Source organism: Diaphorobacter sp. HDW4B (genome assembly GCF_011305535.1).
Classification (GTDB): domain Bacteria; phylum Pseudomonadota; class Gammaproteobacteria; order Burkholderiales; family Burkholderiaceae_C; genus Diaphorobacter_A.
In genome coordinates this window covers 5,261,290-5,280,541 of record NZ_CP049905.1, presented here as the reverse complement: position 1 = coordinate 5,280,541, position 19,252 = coordinate 5,261,290, and the positions used below count along the sequence as shown (strand labels likewise).

22 protein-coding genes are annotated in these 19,252 nt (G+C 59.0%); 10 read left to right on the top strand and 12 right to left on the bottom strand.

What is annotated here, in order from left to right:
* Positions 1 to 9: 9 nt before the first annotated feature.
* Positions 10 to 603 carry a peroxidase-related enzyme gene (locus G7048_RS24085; protein WP_166070558.1) on the bottom strand — a complete coding sequence of 198 codons (594 nt, stop codon included), beginning with the start codon at positions 601 to 603 and terminating at the stop codon, positions 10 to 12.
* 88 nt (positions 604 to 691) lie between these two features.
* The gene (locus tag G7048_RS24080) at positions 692 to 1,231 is read right to left on the bottom strand and encodes a tRNA-uridine aminocarboxypropyltransferase (RefSeq protein WP_240933098.1); all 540 of its coding nucleotides are present in this window, start codon (positions 1,229 to 1,231) and stop codon (positions 692 to 694) included.
* A gap of 62 nt (positions 1,232 to 1,293) precedes the next feature.
* On the opposite strand from G7048_RS24080, the gene G7048_RS24075 reads away from it, so the two are divergent.
* Positions 1,294 to 1,473 (top strand): hypothetical protein, encoded by a 180-nt coding sequence (locus tag G7048_RS24075; RefSeq protein WP_166066190.1) that lies wholly within the window; start codon positions 1,294 to 1,296, stop codon positions 1,471 to 1,473.
* A gap of 190 nt (positions 1,474 to 1,663) precedes the next feature.
* Positions 1,664 to 2,944 carry an NAD(P)/FAD-dependent oxidoreductase gene (locus G7048_RS24070; protein ID WP_166070556.1) on the top strand — a complete coding sequence of 427 codons (1,281 nt, stop codon included), beginning with the start codon at positions 1,664 to 1,666 and terminating at the stop codon, positions 2,942 to 2,944.
* Between the two features lie 57 nt (positions 2,945 to 3,001).
* Here G7048_RS24070 and G7048_RS24065 read toward each other — a convergent pair whose 3' ends face one another.
* Both G7048_RS24065 and G7048_RS24060 read right to left on the bottom strand, forming a co-directional pair.
* Positions 3,002 to 4,486 carry a serine protease gene (locus tag G7048_RS24065; protein WP_166070555.1) on the bottom strand — a complete coding sequence of 495 codons (1,485 nt, stop codon included), beginning with the start codon at positions 4,484 to 4,486 and terminating at the stop codon, positions 3,002 to 3,004.
* A 210-nt stretch (positions 4,487 to 4,696) separates the two neighbouring features.
* Positions 4,697 to 5,242: a LuxR C-terminal-related transcriptional regulator gene (locus G7048_RS24060; protein ID WP_166070554.1), complete on the bottom strand. Its 546-nt coding sequence runs from the start codon at positions 5,240 to 5,242 to the stop codon at positions 4,697 to 4,699.
* Between the two features lie 105 nt (positions 5,243 to 5,347).
* Here G7048_RS24060 and G7048_RS24055 point away from each other — a divergent pair, with 105 nt between their 5' ends.
* The 5 genes from G7048_RS24055 to G7048_RS24035 all read left to right on the top strand — a co-directional run bounded on the left by G7048_RS24055 (position 5,348) and on the right by G7048_RS24035 (position 9,014).
* Positions 5,348 to 6,055, top strand: a complete 708-nt coding sequence (locus tag G7048_RS24055) for a CoA transferase subunit A (protein ID WP_166070553.1) — start codon at positions 5,348 to 5,350, stop codon at positions 6,053 to 6,055.
* 2 nt (positions 6,056 to 6,057) lie between these two features.
* Positions 6,058 to 6,696 (top strand): CoA transferase subunit B, encoded by a 639-nt coding sequence (locus tag G7048_RS24050; protein WP_166070552.1) that lies wholly within the window; start codon positions 6,058 to 6,060, stop codon positions 6,694 to 6,696.
* 283 nt (positions 6,697 to 6,979) lie between these two features.
* Positions 6,980 to 7,552, top strand: coding sequence for a M48 family metalloprotease (locus tag G7048_RS24045; protein WP_166070551.1), 573 nt, complete (start codon positions 6,980 to 6,982; stop codon positions 7,550 to 7,552).
* Positions 7,553 to 7,572: 20 nt separating this feature from the next.
* A complete protein-coding gene (locus tag G7048_RS24040) occupies positions 7,573 to 8,658 on the top strand; it encodes an IS5 family transposase (protein ID WP_240933368.1) in 1,086 nt (361 codons plus the stop codon).
* Positions 8,659 to 8,765: 107 nt separating this feature from the next.
* Positions 8,766 to 9,014, top strand: a complete 249-nt coding sequence (locus G7048_RS24035; protein WP_371747595.1) for a M48 family metalloprotease — start codon at positions 8,766 to 8,768, stop codon at positions 9,012 to 9,014.
* Positions 9,015 to 9,024: 10 nt separating this feature from the next.
* On the opposite strand, the gene G7048_RS24030 is transcribed toward G7048_RS24035, so the two are convergent.
* Together G7048_RS24030 and G7048_RS24025 are read right to left on the bottom strand one after the other, a co-directional pair.
* The gene (locus G7048_RS24030) at positions 9,025 to 9,252 is read right to left on the bottom strand and encodes a DUF2322 family protein (RefSeq protein ID WP_240933097.1); all 228 of its coding nucleotides are present in this window, start codon (positions 9,250 to 9,252) and stop codon (positions 9,025 to 9,027) included.
* A 46-nt stretch (positions 9,253 to 9,298) separates the two neighbouring features.
* On the bottom strand, positions 9,299 to 10,264 hold the full coding sequence (locus tag G7048_RS24025; protein ID WP_166070547.1) for an IS481 family transposase: 966 nt from the start codon (positions 10,262 to 10,264) through the stop codon (positions 9,299 to 9,301).
* Between the two features lie 365 nt (positions 10,265 to 10,629).
* Between G7048_RS24025 and G7048_RS24020 the strand changes: the two genes are divergently transcribed.
* On the top strand, positions 10,630 to 11,019 hold the full coding sequence (locus G7048_RS24020) for a hypothetical protein (protein WP_166070546.1): 390 nt from the start codon (positions 10,630 to 10,632) through the stop codon (positions 11,017 to 11,019).
* Between the two features lie 20 nt (positions 11,020 to 11,039).
* Here G7048_RS24020 and G7048_RS24015 read toward each other — a convergent pair whose 3' ends face one another.
* The gene (locus tag G7048_RS24015; protein WP_166070545.1) at positions 11,040 to 11,357 is read right to left on the bottom strand and encodes a DUF2322 family protein; all 318 of its coding nucleotides are present in this window, start codon (positions 11,355 to 11,357) and stop codon (positions 11,040 to 11,042) included.
* Positions 11,358 to 11,417: 60 nt separating this feature from the next.
* On the bottom strand, positions 11,418 to 12,173 hold the full coding sequence (locus G7048_RS24010; protein ID WP_166070543.1) for a hypothetical protein: 756 nt from the start codon (positions 12,171 to 12,173) through the stop codon (positions 11,418 to 11,420).
* Between the two features lie 419 nt (positions 12,174 to 12,592).
* Between G7048_RS24010 and G7048_RS24005 the strand changes: the two genes are divergently transcribed.
* Both G7048_RS24005 and G7048_RS24000 read left to right on the top strand, forming a co-directional pair.
* Entirely contained in the window at positions 12,593 to 13,486 is an 894-nt protein-coding gene (locus G7048_RS24005; protein WP_166070542.1) for an NAD(P)-dependent oxidoreductase, read from the top strand.
* 42 nt (positions 13,487 to 13,528) lie between these two features.
* The gene (locus G7048_RS24000) at positions 13,529 to 14,956 is read left to right on the top strand and encodes an aldehyde dehydrogenase family protein (protein WP_166070541.1); all 1,428 of its coding nucleotides are present in this window, start codon (positions 13,529 to 13,531) and stop codon (positions 14,954 to 14,956) included.
* A gap of 37 nt (positions 14,957 to 14,993) precedes the next feature.
* On the opposite strand, the gene G7048_RS23995 is transcribed toward G7048_RS24000, so the two are convergent.
* The 4 genes from G7048_RS23995 to G7048_RS23980 all read right to left on the bottom strand — a co-directional run bounded on the left by G7048_RS23995 (position 14,994) and on the right by G7048_RS23980 (position 19,237).
* Positions 14,994 to 15,440, bottom strand: coding sequence for a DNA-binding transcriptional regulator (locus G7048_RS23995; protein ID WP_166070540.1), 447 nt, complete (start codon positions 15,438 to 15,440; stop codon positions 14,994 to 14,996).
* A gap of 108 nt (positions 15,441 to 15,548) precedes the next feature.
* Entirely contained in the window at positions 15,549 to 16,028 is a 480-nt protein-coding gene (locus G7048_RS23990) for an EVE domain-containing protein (protein WP_166070539.1), read from the bottom strand.
* A 111-nt stretch (positions 16,029 to 16,139) separates the two neighbouring features.
* The gene (locus tag G7048_RS23985; RefSeq protein WP_240933367.1) at positions 16,140 to 18,632 is read right to left on the bottom strand and encodes a DEAD/DEAH box helicase; all 2,493 of its coding nucleotides are present in this window, start codon (positions 18,630 to 18,632) and stop codon (positions 16,140 to 16,142) included.
* Positions 18,633 to 18,757: 125 nt separating this feature from the next.
* Positions 18,758 to 19,237 (bottom strand): hypothetical protein, encoded by a 480-nt coding sequence (locus tag G7048_RS23980; RefSeq protein WP_166071159.1) that lies wholly within the window; start codon positions 19,235 to 19,237, stop codon positions 18,758 to 18,760.
* Between the last annotated feature and the right edge of the window lie 15 nt (positions 19,238 to 19,252).

The window sequence follows — 19,252 nt, the reverse complement described above, 5'->3', positions numbered from 1 at the left end:
CAGAAAAACTCAGGCCTTCTTCTCGCGCGGCAGGCGGCCCATCAGGAAGAACTCGGGGTTGGGTTGCATGTCCGAGAAACTGGCCATGCGGTTGGACAGGCCGAAGAACGCGGTGATGGCGGCGATGTCCCAGATGTCTTCGTCGTCGAAGCCGTGGGCGTGCAGCGGCGCGAAGTCTGCGTCGTTGATTTCATGCGCGCTGTTGCAGACCTTCATCGCGAAGTCGAGCATGGCGCGCTGGCGCGGCGTGATGTCGGCCTTGAGATAGTTCACCGCCACCTGATCGGCCACGAGCGGCTTTTTCTCGTAGATGCGCAGCAGCGCGCCATGGGCCACGACGCAATACAGGCACTGGTTGAACGCGCTGGTGGTGGTGACGATCATCTCGCGGTCGCCCTTGGTGAGGTGGCTGCTGCGGCCCACGCTCTCCGGGTCCATGAGCGCATCGTGGTACGCGAAGAACGCGCGCCATTCCGCCGGACGGCGGGCGAGGGCGAGGAACACGTTGGGCACGAAGCCGGCTTTTTCCTGCACTTCCAGAATCTTGGCTTGGAGGTCGTCGGGCAGGGTGTTCAGATCGGCGAGGGGGTAGCGGGCGGCCATGGTGCGTGTCTCCGTTGGGTGTTTTGAATGGAACGAATCACCCGAGGATAGCGCGACAAGGGGTGCTTGCCGTGTTTCGTATTTTTTGTCAGTTTGCCTGTGGCCAGAACTTGCGCTGAAAGGCCACGAACGCATCCATGGCCCGTCCAAGGCCGTTTAACTGATCGCTGTTGTCCGGATCCAGTGTTTGCAATGCGAGCTGCGCGGCTTCCAGCGTGGACAGCTGATGCGGCTCATGCGCCTTGCGGATGGCATAGCGCGACGCGGGCGGGTCTTGCAGGGAAAGTCGAGGCAAGTTTTGAAGCAGAGGATGAGCTGTCACCATCTGGCGACTTTTGCGCCAGGTCGAGTCGATCAGCACCAGACGGATTGCGGATGGGGAAGGGTTGGGAGCAGCTTGAAGAGAGTCGTTTCCCGGATACAGAAGCAAGGTGCGCGGTGGTTTGGGTTGGTTTTCCCAAGCGCCAAACAGCGCTTTCTGCAATGTGTCGTCGTCAAACAGCGTGCCAATCAGCACGCGGCTGTTGGGCAGGCACAGGTGCAGCAACTGCCCGGTGTTCTTGGCATGTCCGACTTCGTCCGGATGCATGAGGATCAGCACCTCGATTGGCGACCGCACTGTGCGCACGGCGCTGCAAATGCACACCGAGGAGGGGCGCAGGCAGGACGCGCAAACGGATCTGCGTGGAGATGAAAGGCTGGAATCAGGTAACAAGAGCGGATGCCAAGACTGAAAAAAGACTGCGTGATTCTGACATTGCGATGCCGCTTGTCGCGCATGGTTCGGTCTTTTTCAAAATCCACATCGTGAAAAACGACCTCGGAATGAAGGAGGACGCTGTCATTGGCCTCTTGAGAGGTTGGCGGTGATTCGGATGGAAAACCCACTGCAAACGGCCATCAGCAAAGTCCCTACTCACCGCGCAAGTGCCGAAAAGACACAATCGGGCACTCTCAGCCCATTGCATGGCCGAGCTTCTTTCCGATATGGGCTTCTGGTTTCAGTCTGAGGGCTAAACTATGAAACTAAGTTACATCGAAAATTGCGCTGGAGGCGTGAATGCATTACGACATAGTGATTGTGGGTGGAGGTGCCGGCGGTCTGGAGCTCGCTGCCCAGCTTGGACGAAAGCTGGGTAAGACGCTGGGCGGGGAACGCGTGCTGCTGATAGACAAGTTTCCGTTTCACATCTGGAAGCCGACGCTGCATGAAGTGGCGGCAGGCACGCTGGATGCGCATCAAGAAGGCCTTTCCTACACGGTGCTCGCGCGGCGCAATCACTTCAGCTTCACCATGGGCGAGTTTTCGGGGCTCGATGCCCAGAAGAAAACCATCACCCTCGCGGCCATTCACAAGGGGGACGGCGAGGAAATCGTGCCGTCTCGCACCATCAGCTTCAAGCGGCTGATTCTGGCGCTGGGCAGCGGCTCGAATTCGTTCGGCACACCCGGCATCGAAAACGCCTACCTGCTGGAAAACGTGCGCGATGCGCAGCGTTTCCATTCGGACTGGTTGAGCGCCAGCGCCCGCGCTTCGTTTGCCAGCGAGCGCGCGCTGTCGATTGCCATCGTCGGTGCCGGTGCGACGGGCGTGGAGCTGTCGGCGGAGTTGATCGAGGCCCATGCGGCCCTGCTCGAGAGTTTGGGCAGCAATCAACGTTTCCGGCTCGACATCACGCTGGTCGAAGGCGGTGATCGCATTCTTGGCGGTCTGCCGCCCAAAATTTCAGAGCAGGCGACCGTGGCGCTCAGACGCAAGCAGGTGAAGGTGCTGGTCAACACGCGGGTGCAGGAGTTGCGCAAGGGCGTGCTGGTCACCTCGGCGGGCGATATTTCGGCCGATCTGATCGTCTGGGCGGCGGGCATCAAGGCTGCGGATGCGAACGCGCAACTGGGGCTGGAAGTGAATCGCATCAACCAGTTCGTCGTCGACAACCACCTGCGCACCAACGTGCCGGAAATCTACGCCATGGGCGACTGCGCCGCCGCGCCGTGGGAAGAGGGCAAAACCGTGCCCGCACGCGCGCAGGCCGCTCACCAGCAGGCCACCTATCTGGCCAAGGTGCTCGGGGCCATGCTGCGCGAACACGAGGTGGATGAGCCGTATGTCTATCAGGACTTCGGCTCGCTGGTTTCGCTGGGCGACAACAAGGGCGTCGGCAATCTGATGGGTGGCCTCGCGGGCAAGAACTTCTTTGTCGAAGGCCTGATCGCCAAATGGATGTACATCTCGCTGCACCTGATGCACCACAGGGCGATTCTCGGAATCGGCAAGACCGGCGTGCTGGCGCTGGCGCGTTTGCTGCAGCAACGGGTGTCGGGGCGGCTCAAGCTGCATTGAGCGGCAGCGTCGGGACGCTGGACGAATCACTGCTCCATGTGATTCGTCCATGTGAACTCAACTCGCGCTGGGAGCCAACCAGCTTCTGACAGCCGAGAAGGCCTGATCGAATCGGGTGTACAGATCATCGCCGCCATAGCAGGTCGAACTGCCGCCCGAGAGCAGGCCCACGAACTTGTTGCTCGCAAACAGCGCCGAGCCGCTGCTGCCGACTTCGGTGATGCCCTTGCTCCAAGAGACTTGGTACATGTTGCCGGTGCTTGAACTGCTGCTCGCGCAGGACATGGTGGTGTCGGCGTTGATCGTGCAATTCAGGGTGTATTTCACCGCGCCGAGGCTGATCTTCTGCAGGTCGCCCGATGGGTGATGAATGCCGACCACGGATGCGCCGTAGGCGGCTTTGCCCGTGCTCCAGCCCGCGTAGGTGACACCTGTAGGCGGCGTGTCGTTCAGGCGCAGCAGTGTGAAATCGGGGTTGGTATTGGTCGAGAGCAGGGTGGCTCCGTTGCGGCTCTTCTTGCCGCTGCTGTAGGCGAGCGAATTGCAGCTGTTGGAGCGGAAGAACCAGGTGCTCTCCATCGTCGAGGCGATGGTCTGTTTGGAGATGCAGTGGTGGGCCGTGGCGACGTAAGGCACGCGGTTGGCCTGCGTGTTGTTCAAAAGAGTGGCCGTGCATTGGTAGTAGACGCCGTTCTGCAGATACTTGATCAGCGCGACGGAGTTGCGGATCGTCGCGTAGTCGGCGTAGCAGCTTGAATCGAGTTGGCAGGATGCGGAGTCGCCCGCCGCGCGTGTTTCGGCTCCAGAGATCGCATTGGCCTTCAGCGCCACGGCGGCTGCGTTGGCGTAGACGTGAATGAGCTTGGGGATCGAAAACGTCAGCTCGTTGCTGGACACGCCTGCAGGCAATTCGATTTCCAGCGTGATCTCATCGTTCTCGACGCTCGGTGCCCACCAGGTTCGGGCCTCGTCCGACGAGTCTCCGGATTGCTGATTGGCCTCTAGCATGTCGAGAATCTGCGCGCCGGTGGTCTGAATCGCTTCGTTGCGATGGCCGCTGGGGTAGGTTCTGAACAGCGCGCCATTCGGTATTTTTTCGGCCAGCAAACCGATGCGGATTTCTTGGGCTCCAGTGGACACGAACTGGATGGCCGCAATCTTTCCGCCATTCCCGGTAGCAGTCCATTTGAGCTTCTCTTGCACGTTGGAGACGGACGAGGTGAGCATGCTGTCGCGGGCAAGGCCTACTTTCGCCACGCCATTGGAGCTCTCCGTTTCCAGAGACTTGGCTGTGCTGAGTTCTCCCAGATTCACCGTGGTCGCGGTGATCGCTACGGCTGGGAGATTGGCGGCGCTGTAGATGCTGTCCGCAGACGCGGCTTGATCGATTGCTTCGATGGTCTGTTCTTTGGACGCGCCTGATGTGTTGTTCGTGGAGCTGGAATCACTTCCCGATCCGCCGCAGGCCGTCAGCAATGCGGCAAGCAAAAGGGACGGAATGGAGACCTTGAGCGGAGTTGTGGAGCGATGTCGGGTGATCATTTCAACCTGTCTGAACGAGTGGGCGAGACGCGCCAAACAGCCGATGGCAGGCGCGGGTGACCGACGACTCTAGCGACAGGTTTTTTGTCCGGATGTGCCCATCTCGGGCGGTCTGAGCGGGCTCAATGGACGTTGAGACCCGCGTTGTTTCTTTTTCATTCAACAAATTCGTTTATTTGAATTTGTTGGTTTGCGTTGGCAAATCCCGCGTCAACCCACCAACAGCTTCTGCACCAGATCGGCCGCCGTGGACGCGCCATATTTGCGCATCAGCCGGGCCCGGTAGATTTCCACCGTGCGGTGGCTGATGTCGAGTGCCTTGCCGATTTCCTTGGAGGTCATGCCGTCAAGCAGCCGAGCGGCGACTTCGCGTTCGCGGCCTGTCAGCTCGGCTTTGACGGGGCGTTCCTCGCTCAGGTCCTCGAAGCTCCAGATGCCCGAGGCGTGCGGTTCGTCGCGGTTGAGGGCGCGGCCGGAAACATGGCACCAGAAGACTTCGCCACTTGCACGCTTCATGATGCGATTGTCCGCATAGCGTCCACGGGCATTCAGGATCGGTTCCATGCGCTTGCCGAGTCGTTCATACTCGTCCACGCTTGGGTAGAGAATGCTGAACGACTGGCCGATCAGCAGCTCGCGCGACGCGCCAAACATCTCGCAGACATGGCGATTGCAGTCCACCATGATGCGGTTGCGGGAGATCACCAAGCCAACGGGTGCCATCTCGAAGGAGAGTCGGTAATCTGCGATGTCCATGTGTTGCCCGTATGCCTGCCGTGTTTGTATTTACGAAAAACTACTTATCCGAATACGTAGTATCGTAGCGCATTCCAGATTCATTCCCCATCTCAGGAGACAGCAGTGAACAAAGTCTTTCCTTCCGCAGCCGAGGCGCTCAAGGGCGTGGTGGCTGACGGTCAGCTTTTGGCAGTAGGCGGTTTCGGCCTGTGCGGCATTCCAGAGGCGCTGATCGATGCGCTCAAGGACTCCGGCGTCAAGGACCTCACGGTGATTTCCAACAATGCAGGCGTCGACGGCTTCGGTCTCGGCAAGCTGCTGGAAACCCGTCAGATCAAGAAGATGATCGCCAGCTACGTGGGCGAGAACAAGGAGTTCGAGCGCCAGTATCTGGCCGGCGAACTCGAGCTGGAATTCACGCCCCAAGGCACGCTGGCTGAAAAGCTGCGCGCTGGTGGTGCCGGCATTCCCGCGTTCTTCACCAAGACCGGTGTGGGCACGCTCGTGGCCGAAGGCAAGGAACTGCGCGACTTCGACGGCGAAACCTACGTGATGGAGCGTTCGCTCGTTCCTCAGGTGTCGCTGGTGAAGGCGCAACGTGCCGACAAGTCCGGCAATCTGCAATTCCACCTGACCGCACGCAACTTCAATCCGGCCGCTGCTACTGCAGGCAAGGTCTGCATCGTGGAAGTCGAGGAAATCGTCGAAACCGGCGCGATTCCTCCGGACGAAATCCATCTGCCTGGCATCTACGTGCACCGCATCGTGCTGAACGCCACCCCCGAAAAGCGCATCGAAAAGCGCACCATCACCGAAAAGCAAGGAGCCTGATCATGGCGTGGACGCAAGACCAAATGGCCGCGCGTGCGGCGCAAGAGCTGCAGGACGGCTTCTATGTGAACCTCGGCATCGGCATCCCCACACTGGTGGCCAACCACACGGGCGACAAGGAAGTGTGGCTGCAGTCCGAAAACGGCATGCTCGGCATCGGCCCATTCCCGACCGATGACAAGGTGGATGCTGACCTGATCAACGCCGGCAAGCAGACCGTGACGACGATCCCCGGTTCGTCGATCTTCGGCAGCGACCAGTCGTTCGCCATGATTCGCGGCGGCAAGATCAATCTGTCGATTCTCGGCGCCATGCAGGTGAGCGAGCACGGCGATCTGGCCAACTGGATGATCCCCGGCAAGATGGTCAAGGGCATGGGCGGCGCGATGGACCTCGTCGCAGGCGTCAAGCGCGTGATCGTGCTGATGGAACATGTGGCCAAGAAGAAGGACGGCACGACCGACATGAAGCTGCTGCCCAAGTGCACGCTGCCACTGACCGGCGTGGGTGTGGTCGACCGCATCATCACCGACCTCGGCGTGATGGACGTGACTCCCGAAGGCCTGAAGCTGGTGGAACTGGCTCCTGGCGTGACCTTCGAAGAGATTCAGTCGAAGACCGGCGTGACGCTGCACCAGTGAGAACTGTGGGCTGAGCAAAACAGCCACCGTTTTCATCCGTAGATATTCGGGCCAATCCATGAAGCATTCATGGATTGGCCCGATCTCATTGGGGATGGTATTCATTCGGAATAATCTGAATTATTTTTATATTTTGATGCAAAATATCAGAATTTCTGCGGTTGACCAAAGAATTGAAAATAATATTCAATTTGCTTTTGGTTGATTTTTCTCATTCGGCTAATTTTTATATTCCTCTTTAATCAACCCTGTCGGGATATTGATAACAGAAAGAGGGAATAAGGTGAAATTAACTCGAAAAACCATCGTGCTCGCCTGCGGACTGCTGCTGGTGGGTTGCAAAACCATGGATGGCGGTAGCCTGGGAGGACTCGTTGACGGAGCAACCATGGCGGTGAAAGCGACCAGCCTGAGCGATGAGGAGGTGATCGCCACGTCAAAGCAAGCTTGCGAAGCACTCGATGCACAGAACAGGGTGGCGGACTCCAAGAGCAAATACATGCAACGTCTGAACAAGGTGATCGCGAAAATGCCGACGGAAATCAACGGCATCAAGGCGGTCTACAAGGTCTATCTCACCAATGACGTGAACGCATGGGCCATGGACAATGGTTGCATCCGTGTCTACAGCGGTCTCATGGATGCCATGAACGACGATGAACTGCGCGGCATCATCGGCCACGAGATTGGGCACGTGGCACTGGGCCACAGCAAGAAGAGCATGCAGACTGCTTATGCCACGGCAGCGGCGCGCACTATCGCAGCCAACAGCTCCAACGCAGCGGTTGCGTCCCTGAGCAGCTCTCAATTGGGAACCTCTCAAAACCTCCCGACGTCGCTGACTCACGTCATCTGATGCAGTAAATTCGCAGCATGATCACCCCCCGCAGTGCCCTGAAGTTCGACCTGTTCGCCGAAGCCTCCCGCAAGCGCAAGATCGATGAAGTGGGCGATCCGCTGCAAGTCATTGCGCAGCACATCGACTTCACCGCGCTGGCCCGTCTGGTCGATGGAATCATCGAGCGCAGTGATGGGCGCAAGGGTGGTCGTCCGGCCTATCCCACTGAGGTCATGGTACGGGTGATGGTCCTGAAGAGGCTCTACAACCTCTCGGACGAGCAGATGGAATATCAACTGCTTGACCGCATGAGCTACCAGCGATTTTGTTTGCTGCAAGACTCGATGAACGTTCCGGACCGCAACACCATCTGGCGCTTTGGCGAGCGCCTGGGCGTGGATGGAGCCACGGCTTTGCTGCATGGCGTGGACGAGCAATTGCATCGTCATGGCTACATCGCGCGCGGTGGTCAGGCCATCGATGCGACCTTGGTGCCAGCACCGCGCCAACGCATGAACAAGGGCGAACGCGAGCAACTCTCCAACGGCCAAAGACCTGAATGGGGTGATGCCAAAGATCGGCAAAAAGACATCGATGCCACCCACACCAAGAAGCACGGCAAGCGCTACTTTGGCTACAAGCTGAGTGTGAGCGTCGATCACAAACACGGCTTCATCCGGGGCGTGGCCACGGGGACAGCGAGCGAGCACGACGGCCATCACTTCGATGAAGTGCTGGATATGAAGAACACCGGCAAAGAGGTCAATGCCGACAAGGCCTACCCGAGCGCTCAACGCATCAAGATGCTCAAGGTGTTGGGCTTCAAAGATGGCATCCAGCGTAAAGCCAAAGCGAAGCAGCCGCTCAGCGAATGCCAGGAGCGACGCAATCAACGCATTGCCAAGCGACGGGCGCGTGTCGAGCACGTGTTTGCAGGCATCCGTCACATGGGCGACAAGTTCGTGCGCACGATTGGACAGACCAGAGCCACCACGGTCATGACGATGATGGCTGCGTGCTACAACTTGAAGCGCCTGGCGTCGTTCCTTGAAAACAAGGTCGATCCGTTCTTCAAAACAGCGAGCTCAAAGAGACCGGTGCGCCTGCAAACGGCGAAGGCCTGAGAGTCGGGGGCGCAATGGGCCCGAAATGACCCAAATCTGCGTTGAACAAACCAGTCAATGAGCAATCTGCTCGCCATGCGGAGTGGGCGACTGGGGAATCGCCGGTTGTGAGAGGTTCCCAATTGGGCGATCTGGGCCAGAAATTCGTCAACGCCCAGTTCTCGCAATCACAGGAGTCCGCAGCGGATGACCATTCGTTCGATCTGCTGACGCAAAAAGGAATGGAACGCAAAGGTCTGGTGACTGGTTTCGAGAAAATCGCCAAACTCGAAGGCGGCAAGCATTCGATGATGGATTCGCATCCCCCATCAGCAGAGCGCGCCAAGCGCATGCAGGCGCGTTTGAGCGGCAAGTAATTTCTGAGTGTCAGAAATAGAACAGGGGCTCCATCGGTCGGTGGAGCCCCTGTTTGCATTTGCCACCCGCGATCACGTTGAACAGATGGTCGATTTTCGGGTGGTTGCCGGGATGCAGGTACGCATCTTCCATGTGCTCGGCAAACAACTCCAGACCTCCGCTGGCGGCGATAGGGGCTACGGGCGGGAGTTGGCGAAGGTTGTCTGCGAAGGCCGCCACCCAGTTTTTACGATCCAATCGATTGGCGTCTGATTACTATCGTTTGAACTATTGGTGTCGTAAGTTAATTGTCAGGTCCCGGATGATTGCGCACGTTCTTTTCAAACAATTTTGGATGTGACGCCTGCCATCGCTTGAGGGCCTGAACGGGCGTTTCATGCCGCAGAGCTTTCTGTGGAATCTGCTGGTTGTACAGCCACACAAAGCGATGAAGCGTCTTCTCTAGATCCTCTGCACTGTTGAAGTGATGCGTGCGCAGCACTTGGCTGAGCCTTCCGTTGAAGCGCTCCACCATTCCGTTGGTACGTGGCGTTCTGGGCCGTGTGAGTCGGTGCTCTATACCGAGTTCCTTGCACAGTAAATCAAACTCGTGATCACCGCTTGGTTGCTTCTCGTGCTTGCCAAACAGACGATCCGAGAACTCTTTGCCGTTATCTGTGAGGATCGTGCGAATCTTGAAGCAAGCAGCTTTCTTCAGGGTCGCCAAAAACGCGTGCGCAGCCGCTGCCGTCTTGTATTGCTTGATCTGGATGAACACCCAACGCGTAGCTCGGTCAATGGCAACAAAGACATATCGGCGCTTGTTCTCATCCTGCATCTGGGGCAGGTACTTCACATCAATGTGCACATAGCCCGGCTCATAGGCTTTGAACGGTTTGCTTTCGTGCTCGGCTCGAACGGCCGTGGGTAAGCGCGAATGTCCTCGGCGACGCAGCAATCGATCCAGCGCCGAGCGGCTCATCGCAGGTTCAATGAATTCGTGAACGACTGCCAGCAAATCATCCAGAGGCAGCAGCAGTTGAGATCGCAGATAGATCACCAGCTCTTCCTGCGCTGCGTTGAGCGTTGTCTGCAGGTGATGAGCGGTATGGCTTTCATCCTGCACGCTTGTGCGATGGCGCCACTTGCGCACCGTACCAAGTCCAATGCCATATTGCTGCGCAAGCTCGTGGTCGGACGCACTCGATTGCTGCAGCGCCAGGCGAATCGCTGGCGTGGTGGTTGCGTTCTTGTGCAATGAGATCAGCATGGCGTCTCTCCTGTCTCGATGCGCCATGTTGCCACAACCGCTTTGAGTACCTCTCGGCTGAACAGTAGCGGACGCTTGGTTTTTACGATCCAATCATCCGGGACCTGACAGTTAATCTTGAATTAATATTTTCTGACTGTTGTTCAAGATGAATGCTCCTTGAGAAATTGTCGTTGTTTGATTTATGCTTGTGAGTTCAAGGGAGGGCGGCTTGGGAGCGCTTTTGCTGATCTGAATTTCTTATTCTTTTTAATAAAATGCTGAATTACTCTGTTGTGCGCACAATGGCGCTTGTACTGATTGTTCCTGCGAGCTTGGTTATCTCTGGCTGCAAATAAATTGGGGCTCAGTACGTGCCACCCAACGTGAATGAAGACGCAGCCACTTTGCTGCCAAGCGAAGATGCAGTCCTTTTCTCTACAAATGAAAAAGGCTGCTATTCAGGTGTCACCTCTGTCAGCAATGGCGCACGAATCCATGCAAACAAGGAGACCTTGATCGTGGCGGAGAGGACTTATTCTGACTCCTACTGCCGCATTCCATTTTCATTTGTGCCGGAAAAGGATGCGTCATACAAAGTCACCCTGGGTGTGGTGGGCAACATAGGTCGGACGGTTGGTTTTGCAGACGCAAAGAAGGCTGGCTGTGTTGCCATTTTGGTCAAGGTGGTCGGAGAGACGGAAACCCCCGTCAAGGTGCTCCCTCTCAAATTTCAAACGCGATTTGCTTGCATTAAGTTGATTCCCAAGGAGTAGGGCTGACACTCACGTTGAATTCAGGCCTTTGGAACGATCTCGACCTTGAGGCTCTTGCCGCCTGCGATCACATCGAGCAGGCGGTCGATGTTCGGGTGGTTGCCGGGATGCTTTTGCGCATCTTCCGTGTGCTCGGCGAACAGTTCCAGACCTTCGCGCGCGGCGGCTTCGTTGATCGCGCCGTGCTTGGCAGCAAGCGCGGCGTAGACGGTTAGCGAGCCGGTCTTGCCTGGTGCGTTGGGAATGCTGGCCACTTCATTGCCGGATTCGTCCAGCAGGCGCAGGGCGGCGATATGGGCTACGGAAGGGAGTTGGCGGATGTTGTCTGCGAAGGCCATTGTGGGACGGTTCAGTCGGTTGTTTGATGAAACGGGGGATTGTAGAGAGCAATGCGCGCTTCAACGTGGCGGAGCAACGGAATCATCCGGGCCCGAATCGGCTGTCGAGCCCAGATGCTGCGCGCCAGCGCCCATTCCCATGCCAAGCCCCATGGCTCCCATGCCACCACTGCCGCCCTGACCACCGCCATTGCCACCGCGAGCGGCCCCACCTGCGTTCGATCCGCCGTCGTTGCCCGACCCTGCTCGCTTGTTGGCACCGCCGGTGGTGTTGGGCCTGAGAGGGCCTTGGGCAGGGATGATCAAGCTGGCAGGAATCGGCTCCAGATCGAGCGCGTCGCGCACATAGTTGCGCAGCGAGACCACCAGTTCCTTCGTGTGAATGCTCCGCCCGGCGGTCATGTCCTGCGCGGCTTGCACGGCCAGACCAACCTGTTCTTCGGTACCGAGCAGAATCACGTCGGACAGAGCCGCCTCGACCGCATCACGCACGCGGCGCTGCCGCTCGGTGCTGCTGAGCACGGGCGCGTCGGATTCGTCGTCGTCTTGCTCCAAAGCGTTCTGCTGCATTCGCAGATCGCGCATGTGCGTGGGATGCACTTCCAGCGTGCCGGTGAACGATCCGCCAAGCGTCTTGTAGGCCGCGATCAACGTCTTGAGCCGCTCATTGATCTGCCGATTCTCGCGCTCGCGGCGCTTCTGGATCGTCTGCATGAACAGCAGCCGCACGCCCATCATCAGACAGGTGACGAGCAGCAGTCCAGCCAGCGTGGACAAGGCGGTGGACCATGAGCTGAAGTCGATCATCGAGCGCATGAGTATGGGGGTAAAGTGAAATGCATCTTGCGATTCTGACGCAGTTGCTGCGAGGCTTGAGTCAGCGCATTTCTACAACGCACGCATTGATTGAAAAACGAAATCCCTTGTCAGGTGCATGCGACTTGACGATCGCACAAGGCGCACCGATGCGTTGGCCCAGCGGGCGCTCGGGGCCGCGTCTGCAGCTTCATCCCATGGATGTCCAACAAGCGGCATGCGGGTAAGTCCTTGGCATGCCAGGTGCTCATGCGCCGTCGGTAGCGCAACGCTATCTGAATTGATCTGTATTATGGATGCGGCCTTGTGCAGGGGATAAAAACACATTCCGCTCGACTGGCTGAATTCGGATTGGCGCTTCGTTGTTTGACAAGCGCTTTGTTGTTTCGGGCGTCCCCATTAATCCAAGGATTTGCACCATGACTACTCCTCGAATCGGACTGATTGGCGTTGGCCTGATGGGCCACGGAATTGCGCTGAACATCGCGCAAAAAGGCTACCGACTGACCGTGCTGGAGCATCCTGGCAATCAGCCGCTCGATACCTTGAAATCGCTGGGAGCGACGACCTCCGAGTCGCTCTCCGAACTGGCCTCCAACGTGGATGTGCTGGTGCTCTGCGTGACGGGTTCGCCGCAAGTCGAAGCCATTTTGCTGGGCGAGCAAGGCGCGCTGGCGGCAATGAGAAAAGGCACGGTGGTCATCGACTGTTCAACCGCTTTGCCGGACTCCACAGAGCGCATTGCCGAGATCGCCCAAGCGGCGGGCATTCGTTTCATCGATGCGCCTATGACGCGCACGCCCAAGGAGGCTGCGGAAGGGCGACTCAACCTGCTGGTCGGCGGCGACGCTGCCGTGCTCGACGAGTGCATGCCAATCCTGCGCTGCTTTGCCGAAAACGTAACGCACACCGGCGCAGTGGGAACCGGGCATCGCATGAAGCTGCTGCACAACTATGTGTCGCTGGGTACGGTGGCGTTGATTTCCGAGGCCGCGGCCTGTGCGTTTCGCGGCCAGGTGTCGCCACAGGTGTTTGTCGATGTGCTGGCCAAGGGCGGTGGTGGTGGTGTGGCGCTGGAGCGGCTCAAGCCTTACCTGCTCGAAGGTGACACCAGTGGGCTCAAATTCTTCATGGGCAATGCGCTCAAGGACATGGGTTACTACGTCTCGATGGCGCGCGACACCAACGCGGTGCAGGACATCGCCGATGCCATTCACGACACCTACGCCTGCGCCGTGGCCGATGTGGGTGACGAGGCGCTGGTGCCCAGACTGGTGACCACGTTGCAACGCGGGGTAGGTTTTTGCCAGTAAATTGGCAGCGCTTGGACGATTCAAATAACGGAGACACACCGCATGCACCAGCATTTCATACACAACCAGTGGACCGGGCAGGGCGAGGCCATCGACGTGGTTGACCCCTCGACGGGCGAGACCTATGACAGCATTCTGCGCGGCACGGCGGCCGATGTGGATGCTGCGGTGAAATCGGCGCGTGCCGCGTTCGAAGGCGAGTTCGGCAAGCTCACCGCGACCGAGCGCGGGCGCTTGCTCATGAAGCTCTCGGCCAAACTGCAAGAACATGCAGAAGAGCTCGCGCAGATCGAGGCGCGTGACTGCGGCAAGCCACTCAAGCAGGCGCGTGCCGATGCGGTGGCGATTGCGCGTTACTTCGAGTTCTATGGCGGTGCGGCCGATAAGCTCATGGGCGAGACGATTCCTTATCAGAAGGGCTACACGGTGCTGACCATCCGAGAGCCTTATGGTGTGGCGGCTGCCATCGTTCCCTGGAACTATCCGATGCAGATCTTCGGGCGCAGCGTGGGCGGTGCTTTGGCGGCGGGCAATACGGTGGTCGTCAAACCGGCGGAAGATGCTTGTCTCTCGCTGCTGCGGGTTGCGGAGTTGGCGCGCGACGTGGGCTTTCCTGCGGGCGCTTTGAATATCGTCACGGGCTACGGTCACGAGGCTGGTGCCGATCTGGTGGCGCATCCGGGCGTCGCTCATGTCTCGTTCACCGGTTCGCCCAATGTCGGCAAGCTGGTGGTGAAGGCCGCCATCGAAAACCATACGCCAGTCACCACGGAGCTGGGCGGCAAGTCACCGCAGATCGTGTTTGAAGATGCGGATCTTGAAGCGATGTTGCCTGTGGTCGTCAACGCCATCGTTCAGAACGCGGGGCAGACCTGCTCGGCAGGCAGTCGCTTGCTGGTGCAGCGCAGCATCTACGAAAAAGTGATTGGCTTGTTGGCGGAGCGGTTCAGTCAGCTCAAGGTCGGCTCATCGCAGATGGATCTGGATTGCGGTCCGTTGATCCGCAAGAGCCAGCAGGTGCGCGTGAAATCGTTTCTCGACGATGCAACCAAGGATGGTTTGACCATTGCTGCGCAAGGGCAACTGGCCGAAGGCGCGCCTGCGGGCGGCTTCTACCAGGTACCGACCTTGGTGCGCGACGTTCCGATCGGGCATCGTCTGGCGCAGGAGGAAGTCTTCGGTCCCGTCATTGCCGCTGCGGCTTTCGATACCGAAGAAGATGCCATCGCGTTGGCGAATGGAACGGACTTTGGCTTGGTCGCCAGCGTCTGGACGCGCGATGGCGGTCGGCAAATGCGCATGGCCCGCAAGATCAAGGCGGGACAAGTGTTCATCAACAACTACGGCGCAGGTGGCGGCATCGAACTGCCTTTTGGCGGCTACAAAGCCAGCGGCCATGGGCGCGAAAAAGGCTTCGAGGCGCTCTACGGCTTCACGCAGTTGAAGACGATTTCGATGCGGCACGACTGAGTCGTGCCCGCACAACGAGCACCGCAAGCACCAACCATCAAGCCGCAGCTTTTTGTGCCTTCAACAGATCGAGCAACTGGGCCTTGCTCAGTTCCTTGATCATGGAGAGCTTGCGCACTACGGCGGCGTGAGGGCGCGCCTTGCCTTGTTCGTAGTGATAGATGCTCTGGCCGGAAATGCCGACAAGCGCGCCGTAATCGGTGGCGGACAGACCGGTCTTCTGGCGGTGTGCTGCCAGACGTGTGGCGCTGAAGCGGCGCTTGACCTCATCGGCCTGCGGCGCATCTACGGGCGCGGTTGCTTTCTTCCTGGGCGAGGCTGCTTGCTTGCTCTCTTTGCGCAAATCGGCGATTTCTCGCTTGAGTGCAGCAATGGCCGAGCGCTGGGCGGAGACCAGCTTGCGCAGTGAATCGGTTTCCGCGCGAACCTCTTTGCGAGCGACGCGTGAAATTTCGGATTTGAGGAGTGCGGCTATATTGGGCATGGGCGCATTTTGCTCCGGCTTGCGCCAACTTGCCAATTAATTAAGCAACGGTTTGATTCTTCAAGCCGTTCACGCCACAAAAATGTCGCCGTGTATACGGTTCGAGTGTTACTTCAGAAGTTTGACTACGCGCTTCCAATCACTCTCATCGACCTCGGTGATGGACAGCCGATTGCCGCGCTGCAGCACCTTCAAGTTGGCCAACTCGGCATGTTCGCGCAACTCGGCAAGGCTGAGTAAGCGAGTCTTATGCAGCGCCTTTACGTCGAGCAGCAACCAGCGCGGTTTGTCGGGATCGGACTTGGGATCGAAGTAGGGCGAGCGTACGTCGAACTGCGTGGGATCGGTGCGTGTGGTCGATGCGACTTCGGCGATGCCCGCAATGCCGGGCTCGGGGCAGCTTGAATGGTAGAAAAGCACGCCGTCGCCGATCTGCATTTCGTCGCGCATGAAGTTGCGCGCCTGGTAGTTGCGCACGCCTGTCCATTGAACGGTGGAGTGGATGGCCGCAAGCGCATCATCGATCGAGCATTCCTCGGGCTCGGACTTCATCAGCCAGTATCTTCTGGTGTTTCTCGTGGTCGTCATGCGAAGGATTGTTGCAAGATTGGACAACTAGGTGATCGATGATGATCGATGACCACATGGTAAACAGGTTCGAGATATAGGCAAATCGCTGCGTTTGGATTGTGGCCGATATCAGAATAACCCACGCCTTCCCGTACCACCCCAACGCTTGGTTTCCGCAGACAGGATCGCCAGCGGATTGTTGGCAGGTTCGGCAAGCGGTGCCAACAAACCTGCGAGTTCGTCGGCACTGAATTTGATCGCACCTGCCGCATCGCTGCCAAGCACGCCTTGGGCGAGTACGCGTTTGCGTTCCTGCAGCTCGAGCATGCGTTCTTCGATGCTGCCTTGCACGACGATGCGATAGACAAACACGGGCTGGGTCTGGCCAATGCGATGCGCGCGCGCCGTAGCCTGCTCTTGCACAGCGGGGTTCCACCAGGGATCGAGATGGATCACCGTATCAGCGGCCGTCAGATTGAGCCCGGTGCCTCCGGCCTTGAGGCTGGCAAGCAGTATCGGCGCTGAAGTCTTGTCTGCCTTTTGAAACTGCGCAACGATGTGCTCGCGTTCGCTGGGAGCGGTTTCGCCGGTAAGCATCAGATAAGAAATGGCAAGCGTATCCAGCAGCTCGGCCACCAACCTCAGCATCGACGTGAATTGCGAGAACAGCAGAATGCGTCTGCCGTCTTCTACCAGTTCGGGCAGCATGCGTTCCAGATGTTCGAGCTTGGCGCGTTCCGTGTCTGGATGAATGCTGGTGCCTCGCAGCAAGCGAGGATCACAGCAGACCTGTCGCAGCTTGAGCAAGGCGTCGAGAATCGCGATCTGCGCGGCATTGCCCCAGTCCTGCGCCTTGAGCACACGGCGCACTTCCTTGTCGCAGGCGGTACGCACCGCTTCGTAGAGTTCGCGTTGACGGCCTTGCAGCTCCACGCGCACGAGCATGTCGCTGCGCTCGGGCAGTTCCTTGGCCACATCGCTTTTGCGGCGTCGCAGTATGAATGGCGCGATGCGCTTGGCGAGCAGTTCGGCGCGCAGCGTTTCGCCGTTTTCTTCGATGGGCTTGCGCCAGCGGCGACCAAAGGTGTGCGGGTCGCCGAGAAAACCGGGCATCAGAAAATCGAATTGCGCCCACAACTCGCCCAGATGGTTTTCCAATGGCGTACCAGTCAGGCACAGCAGGTGTGGGGCCTTCAAACGCCGCAATGCTCTGGCGGTGCGGGTTCCGGCGTTTTTCACCATCTGCGCTTCATCGAGGATAAGCAAGTGCCAAGGTTTGGATGCGAGTGCGTCCACATCGCGCCATACGAGCGGATAAGTGGTGAAGACCAGATCGTGGCTCTGCACTTCCAGCAGACTTTCTGCGCGTTCAGGTCCCGTCAATGTGAGCACGTGCAGGCTCGGCGTGACGAGTCGGGCTTCGGCCAGCCAGTTGAAAACCAACGACGTCGGCATGACGACCAGCGCAGGATGCGTGAGCCGCCCGGCCTGCTTTTCGACAAGCACATGAGCGAGCGCCTGCGCGGTTTTGCCGAGCCCCATTTCGTCGGCAAGAATGCCGCCGAGATGATTCGCACGCAGATACTGCAGCCACGCCAAACCATCGAGTTGGTAATTGCGCAGCGTGATGCCAAGACCTTCTGGCGCTTGAACCGTATGCGGTATGCCTTGCTTGTGGAGCCGATTGGCGAGCAGCTCAAGTCCTGAGTCGCCTTGCAACTGCCATTGGTTGTCGGGCGCGACGCGGCCTGTTTGAATCAGGGCGGTGCGCAGCGCTTCGATGCGGCGCATGTCCCAGTGCGGCAGCGCGATGGGCTCGCCGTCGCGCAATTGCTTGCGTGCGGGATCGGCGATCAGATCGACCATGGTGCGCAAAATCGCCTTGAGCGGCGCGGCCGGCACGTCGATGCGTTTGCCGCCAACGGCGCGCAATTGGATCATGGCGAGATCGTCCACGCTGTCGATATGTTCGACGGACAGCCAGCGCGAATCGCGTGCGAGCAAGTTGGCCAGCATGGGAACGAGATCGAGCGTCATGCCATCGATCTCGATGCCGAGACTCAGCAGCCACGCGCCTTCGCGACGAGCCAATTGCAGCGCCTGCACGGGCTCGGGCTTGGCCGCAAAGTCGCCAGCGACTTGCAGGCTTTCGATGTCGCCCGAATCGTTTCCGAGGCGGATATGCCAGCGCTGCACCGCTACGCTTTCGTGCGCGAAGCCGGGGCGCATGTGGATGTCCCAGCCTTCGCGGCGCAGCTCGGGCAGCACATCGGCCCAGAAGTCGGCGAACATGGATTCCTGCGCCAGCGTCCAGAGCGGGCCGAGGTCGCGGGCGATGTCTGGGTGACGCCATTGCAGGCGGTCGGGCTCAACAGGTGTGAGGTTGAGCGACCAGACGCGGTCCATCGCATCCTGCTCGGCATGGCGATCGCGCTCGACCGGGCAGGGCTCTTTGCTGGCGCGCGATTGCAGAACCGATCGGGGCGCTGGCGTCTGCCAGAGCGTGCCATCCGGTTGGCGGTAGACCCAGTCGATCTGCGCAAAACTGACCGAGTCGCCACGCGGCCCCAGTTTGCCTTGCGAGCGCATGCCCAGCAGCCCGTCGCCACGGCCCAGCGTCATGAGCGTGATGCGGGGCTGGAAGCTGCTGCTGCGTTCGTTGAAGGGCAAGGGATTTGGGTCGGTCACAAAAAGCAAAAGCAGGATGCGACACGACGTCGTCCTGCAGCCAATACGATGACCAAATCTTAACGCGTGGAGGTCGGTTGGGCTGAGGCCGTGGCGGGCAGGCTGAGCTGCGCCTTTTGAACGACCTGAACGCATTCGCGCAGATGCTGTTCACCCAGAAATTTCAGCGTGGCGTAATTGAGCGCGGCGGAAGCGGCCTGGCCAGCGAGCGGCACATATTTGGCGGCTTGCGCTGTGGACATGCGCATGCCGACCAGCTTGGCAAGACGCAGCACCATTTCGCGTGTGATGAACTTGCCGATGAGTGCGGAGCCGACGACGGTCACCGCGTTCTGAACGCTTTCGCGCTTTTTGGGCGAGAGCTCGTCGAGCTGCTGCGGCGTCAGCCCGAATTCGGCATTGATCTTGGGGAGCACGCGCGAGAGCAGCGCGGCTTGTGCGGCCCAGTCGAGACCGGGCAGGGGAATGGCGCCCGCCACAGCGGCCACCAGCGCGCGACTCTTGAGCAGCTTGCGGCTGCGCGCGATGGCGGCGAGCATGGCAGGATCGTCTCC